7 protein-coding genes are annotated in these 5,038 nt (G+C 74.9%); 3 read left to right on the top strand and 4 right to left on the bottom strand.

All coding sequences use genetic code 11. From position 1 onward, the window contains the following. Nucleotides 1–525: NAD(P)/FAD-dependent oxidoreductase (locus GL263_RS21265; protein WP_182857341.1), on the bottom strand; the 525-nt coding region annotated here is incomplete at its 3' end. Between the two features lie 160 nt (nucleotides 526–685). Next, nucleotides 686–1,108, bottom strand: coding sequence for a DUF7144 family membrane protein (locus GL263_RS21260; protein WP_182857340.1), 423 nt, complete (start codon nucleotides 1,106–1,108; stop codon nucleotides 686–688). Nucleotides 1,109–1,269: 161 nt separating this feature from the next. On the opposite strand from GL263_RS21260, the gene GL263_RS21255 reads away from it, so the two are divergent. The 3 genes from GL263_RS21255 (at nucleotide 1,270) to GL263_RS29100 (ending at nucleotide 4,049) form a co-directional block, all read left to right on the top strand. After that, nucleotides 1,270–1,794, top strand: coding sequence for a potassium channel family protein (locus GL263_RS21255; protein WP_323379505.1), 525 nt, complete (start codon nucleotides 1,270–1,272; stop codon nucleotides 1,792–1,794). 40 nt (nucleotides 1,795–1,834) lie between these two features. Further along, nucleotides 1,835–3,631 carry a bis-aminopropyl spermidine synthase family protein gene (locus GL263_RS21250; protein WP_182857339.1) on the top strand — a complete coding sequence of 599 codons (1,797 nt, stop codon included), beginning with the start codon at nucleotides 1,835–1,837 and terminating at the stop codon, nucleotides 3,629–3,631. Between the two features lie 142 nt (nucleotides 3,632–3,773). After that, nucleotides 3,774–4,049 carry a hypothetical protein gene (locus GL263_RS29100; protein ID WP_182857338.1) on the top strand — a complete coding sequence of 92 codons (276 nt, stop codon included), beginning with the start codon at nucleotides 3,774–3,776 and terminating at the stop codon, nucleotides 4,047–4,049. Nucleotides 4,050–4,092: 43 nt separating this feature from the next. On the opposite strand, the gene GL263_RS21240 is transcribed toward GL263_RS29100, so the two are convergent. Further along, complete coding sequence (locus GL263_RS21240) at nucleotides 4,093–4,605, bottom strand: GNAT family N-acetyltransferase (RefSeq protein WP_182857337.1); 513 nt, start codon at nucleotides 4,603–4,605, stop codon at nucleotides 4,093–4,095. Between the two features lie 80 nt (nucleotides 4,606–4,685). Beyond that, the coding region (locus GL263_RS21235) for a TetR family transcriptional regulator C-terminal domain-containing protein (protein ID WP_182857336.1) at nucleotides 4,686–5,038 on the bottom strand (353 nt) is incomplete at its 5' end.

Genomic DNA, 5,038 nt, shown 5'->3' with positions numbered 1-5,038 from the left:
GATGTAGCCGGCGCCGACGACCACCGCGTGCCGGGGCCCGCGGCGGCGCTCCACCTCGGCGAGGGTGCGCAGCAGCGCCTCGCCGTCGCCGAGCGTCTGCACGCAGTGCACGCCGGGAGCGTCGGCGCCGGGCACCTCGGGGCGGACCGGCCGGGCGCCGGTGGCCAGCACCAGCCGGTCGTAGGAGGTCCAGGACTCCCGCTCCCCGCCGCCTTCCGGCCCTTCCGTGGCGCGGGCGCGCACCCGGCGGCCGGCCAGGTCGAGTTCGACGACCTCGGTGCGCGTCCGCACGTCGATGCCCCGCGACCGGTGCTCCTCAGGGCTCCTGGCCACCAGCGCGTCCGGACCGGGAACGGTGTCCGAGATCCAGTACGGGATGCCGCACGCGGAGTACGAGGTGTGCGCGCCGCGTTCGAAGGCGACGATCTCCAGCTCGTCGGGGCCCCGTAGCCGCCGGGCCTGCGCGGCGGCCGACATGCCCGCCGCGTCGCCGCCGACGATCACCAGGCGTTCCGTGGGCGGCATCGGGTCCCCTTCCGCGCGGCGGCGCCCCGGGCAGGCTCGCCCGGGGCCGGTCGGCTGTCCCCCTGCCCCGCCGACCGCCGTCCCTAACCTGCCCGTTCGGGTGAGCCGGGCGGCGCCCCGCCGGGCGGCGGGTGGTGTCAGTCGGTCTCGTCAGCCGGTGTCAGCCGGTGAGCGAGTCCGGATGGGCCGTCGCCAGGCCCCAGATCACCAGCGCGCCGAACGCGATCGAGACCAGGGCCCAGATCGGGTAGTACGGCAGCGACAGGAAGTTCGCCACGATGATCAGCGAGGCGATGGCGACCCCCGCCATCCGGGCCCACAGCGACAGCTTCATCAACCCGAAGGAGATGAGCACCGCGAGGACTCCCAGCACCAGGTGGACCCAGCCCCAACCCGTCAGGTCCATCTCGAACACGTACTCCGGGGCCACGACGAAGACGTCGTCGCCGGCGATGGCCATGACCCCGCGAAGGATGTCGAAGACGCCGGTGATCAGCAGCATCACGGCGGCGAACAGCACCACACCGCCGGCGAAGGCATCGGCGGTGGTGGTCTCGTGGTGGGCGTCGGTCTTGGAGGTCATCTCCGAACCTCGATTCCCGTGGGGCGGGACGGCCGGGCGGTCACCCGGCGCCGTCCAGCGGTGACGGTCCAGACCATCGTGCGCCGCCGCCTCCATGATCGCCACGCGACATCGGCGCGCCGGTGCTCGCGCCCGGCCGTCCCACCCGGCAGGCTGCCCAGGTGGCCGAAGAGCACCGCCCAAGCCCGCCCCGCGTCACCCTCAGCGCCGCGCTGCGCCCGCTGGCCATCGCCGTCGTCCTGCTGCTGGGCTACTACCTGCTGCCGCTCGACGAGGACTTCCGCGGCAACGTGGCCGTGGCGCTGCTGCTCGGACTGGCCGGGGTGACAGCGCTTTTCGTCTGGGAGGTCCGGGCCGTCAGGTACGCCGCACGCCCCAGGCTGCGGGCCGTCCAGGCGTTCACCGCCGTGGTCACGCTCTTCCTGCTGCTGTTCGCCGCCGGCTACTTCCTGCTCGCCGACGCCGACCCGGACGCCTTCACCGAGCCGCTGACCCGCACCGACGCCCTGTACTTCACCCTCACCACCTTCGCCACCGTCGGCTTCGGCGACATCACCGCCGTCACCCAGCCGGCCAGAGCCGTGGTCATGGCCCAGATGGCCCTCGGGCTGCTGATCGTCGGTGTCGCCGCCAAGGTGCTGGTGGGTGCCGTGAACGCCGCCTTCGAGGGCCGCGACGAGGGCTGACCCCCGCCGGGCGGCCCGGGCGCTGGGCTACTGTGGCCGGGTGACCGCCGCAGAATCCTCCCAGCTCACCGACCAGCCGCCGATCGAGCGGGTCGCCGCCCTCGTGGCGGCGTACGGCGCCCACGCCAGGCCGCTGCGCGAGCTGCTCGTCACGCTGGACGGCGCCCGCGGCGAGCAGAGGGCGCACGACCTCGCCTCACTCGTCCGCGTCACCGCCCTGCCCCGGCGGACCGTCGAGGAGATGCTCGACGCGCTCGGCGCCGACCTGGCCGGGGACGGCGACGGCGACGGGCACACCCTGCGCCCCGAGCGGGCCGCCGCCTACCGGGAGCGGTTCCGCCTCGACCAGCTCGCGGCGACCGCCCTGACCGACCCGCTCGCCGCCCGGCTCGCCGAACAGGCCCCGCTCGTCGAACGGATCGCCGGCCTCATCAGCGCCGCCCCGGGCGCCGACCGCGACCTCGACCACGTCTCCGCCACGGCCGAGACCGTCGTACGCCGCGCCCTGTGGCTGGACGCGACCTTCGACCTCGCCGGCGCCCGCCTGCTGTGCGTCGGCGACCACGACCTGACCTCGCTGGCCACCGCCTGCCTGCGGCCCGAAACCGCCGTCACCGTCGTGGACATCGACGACCGGATCCTCGAGTTCGTCGACACCGCCGCCGACGGGCTCGGCCTCGACGTGCGCTGCCTCCACACCGACCTGCGGCTCGGTCTGCCGCCGTCGGTCGCCGGCAGCGCGGACCTCGTCGTCACGGACCCGCCCTACACCCCCGACGGGCTGCGGCTCTTCCTCGCCCGCGGCGCCGAGGGCCTGCGGGACCGGGAACACGGCCGGCTGGTCATGGCCTACGGGTTCAGCTCCCGCCAGCCCGCCCTCGGCCTGAAGAGCCAGCAGGCCGTGCAGGGTCTCCACCTGGCGTACGAGGCGATCTGGCCGCACTTCAACCGCTACCACGGCGCGCAGGCCGTCGGCAGCGCCGCCGACTGGTACGTCTGCCGGCCCACCGCGAAGACCTGGCGGGTCCTGGACCACGCCGTGCGGGAGGCGGCCGGGAACATCTACACCCACGGCGCCCGCTCGTTGGAGGCCGCCGGCGCCACCGCGCTCGACGAGGACGCCGCCCGGCGGGTCCTCGACACCGCCGCCCACCCGGTCAGCGCGCTTGTCGGCCCCGGCTGGCCGGACGGCGCCGGCGACGTCAAGGGACGACTCGGCGTGGGCACCCTGCTCGGCGGCGGACTGCCCCCCGCGCACACCCGGCGCGGACGCTTCGCGGTGGCGGTCAACCTCGCCGAGGACCCGGGGAGTTGGCTGCCGCGGGTGCTGCTGTCGACCAACGCGGCGCAGGTGGTCGTGGTCGTGCCCAACAACCATCCGGACATCGCCGACGAGTCCTCGCAGCAGGCGCTGCGCGCGCTGCTCGGCGCCAAGTACCAGCTCCGCTTCCGCCGCAACGTGCCCGACCGCGCCCACGCCCTCGTCGAGGCGACCGCCGTCCCCGCCGGGTCCGGCGCCGACAGCACCGACAACGCCGACAACGCCGACAACGACAACGCCGACAACACCGCCGACCCCGCGGCGTGGCTGGCCCACTGGCTGCTGCACCGGGCCCACGGCAAGCTCGGCAACGTCTGGCGCGACGGGCTGATCCGGCTCGCCGACGTCACCGGTGCGCCGAGGCCCACGAAGAACCAGGCCAGGGAGACCGTCCGGGAGGCCGTCGGCCGTCCGGCGCTGCTCGACGCCCGCCTGGTAGACCTGCCCCGCCACCGCCTCCACACCCTGTTCGACGAGCTGGCACCCGCGACCGCCGGGACCGTCGCACGGCCCTGACCGTCGTACGGCCCTGACCCGCACGCCGCACGCCGGGCGTGACCTCGGGGCGGGGCGGGGCGTTCACCTGGTGGTCGTCCGCTGCGGTCCGTCGGCGTCCGTCGTCGAGAACCGGGGAACCGAGGAACCGAGGAGAAGCGCCATGCACGCTGGTCACGCCGGCCGGTCCGTTGTCCGACTGGTGGCGGTGGCGGCGGCCTCCGCCGCGTTCGCGGTCGGCGCGGGAGGCGCCGCCCAGGCGGCGGAGGCCGAACGGGCCGCGGGCCCGGCGCCGGGGATGGCCGACATCGCCGCCGACGGCCTGGCCACCGCCGGTGGCACGGGCCTGTCCGGCGCGACGCGGTACGCGGGGGGAATGGTCGGCGGAGCCACCGGCGCGCTGGGCGGCGCGGCCGGAGCCGCCGGAGCCATGGGCTGAGCGGCGCCACCGGACGCGCGTCACCGGCCGACGGGCAGGCGCCTCACCGTTCGACGGCCGCCGGTTTCAGCGGGCGGACGTAGGTCAGCGCGGGCTGGCCCATCAGGGTCGTCTCACCGGTGGCGGTGAAGCCGGTGCGTTCCAGCACCGTCCGGGAGGCGACGTTGTCGAGCGTCGCGGCGGCCCGCAGGGACGTCAACCCGTACTCCTCCGCGGCGAGTTCGCAGACCCGCCGGACCGCGCGGGTGGCGAGGCCGCGGCCGGCGGCGGTCCGGGCGATGCGGAATCCCAGCTCGGCCGAGCGGTCGGCGCCCTCGGAGGTGACGTCGACGAGGTTCACCCGGCCGAGGATGTCGCCGTCACCGGTGACGATCACGTGGAAGTGGTGGAGCCCGCAGTCCTGTTCGGTGAGCAGCGCCTCGTGGCGGGCGTCGAACTCGGCGAAGTAGTCGTCCCCGCGATCGGGGATCGTCGCCGCGAAGTACTCGCGGTTCTCCCGTTCGAAGGTGAGCAGGGCGGCGGCGTGGTCGCGGCGGAGTCGCTCGAGTTCGGGCATGGGACCACGTTACGTCGCGAAATGCGCCTGGTGTCGGCCGATTGGCCGGATGTGACGGGTCCTCGGGCAGACGCCGGCGGCTACGCGCGGCCGCCGCCGACGAGCAGCAGCGTGTGCGGCCACAGGCCGTCCAGCACCGAGGGGTCGTTCTTCAGCTTGGCGAACAGCACAAGTCCTTCGAGCTGGGCGATCACGGCCCGCGCGGTCTCCGGCGTGGCGCGTTCGGCGGGCACGGCGCCGCTGTCGGCCGCCTCCCGCAGGGTGGCGGTGACAAGCCCGACCTGTTCGTCGAAGACCCGCTCCAGCCGGGCGCGGACCTCCGGCTCCTGGGTGCTGAGTTCGAGGGCGAGGTTGCCGAGCAGGCATCCGGCGACGGCGCCCGACTCGGCTCTGGTGTCCCGCTGGACGTCCGCCATGCCCTCCAGCAGCCGGC

This window comes from Streptomyces durbertensis, assembly GCF_014156695.1.
In the GTDB taxonomy this organism is placed as follows: domain Bacteria; phylum Actinomycetota; class Actinomycetes; order Streptomycetales; family Streptomycetaceae; genus Streptomyces; species Streptomyces durbertensis.
The sequence above is the reverse complement of the archived record's forward strand: the minus strand, read 5'-3'. Positions and strand labels throughout refer to the sequence as shown.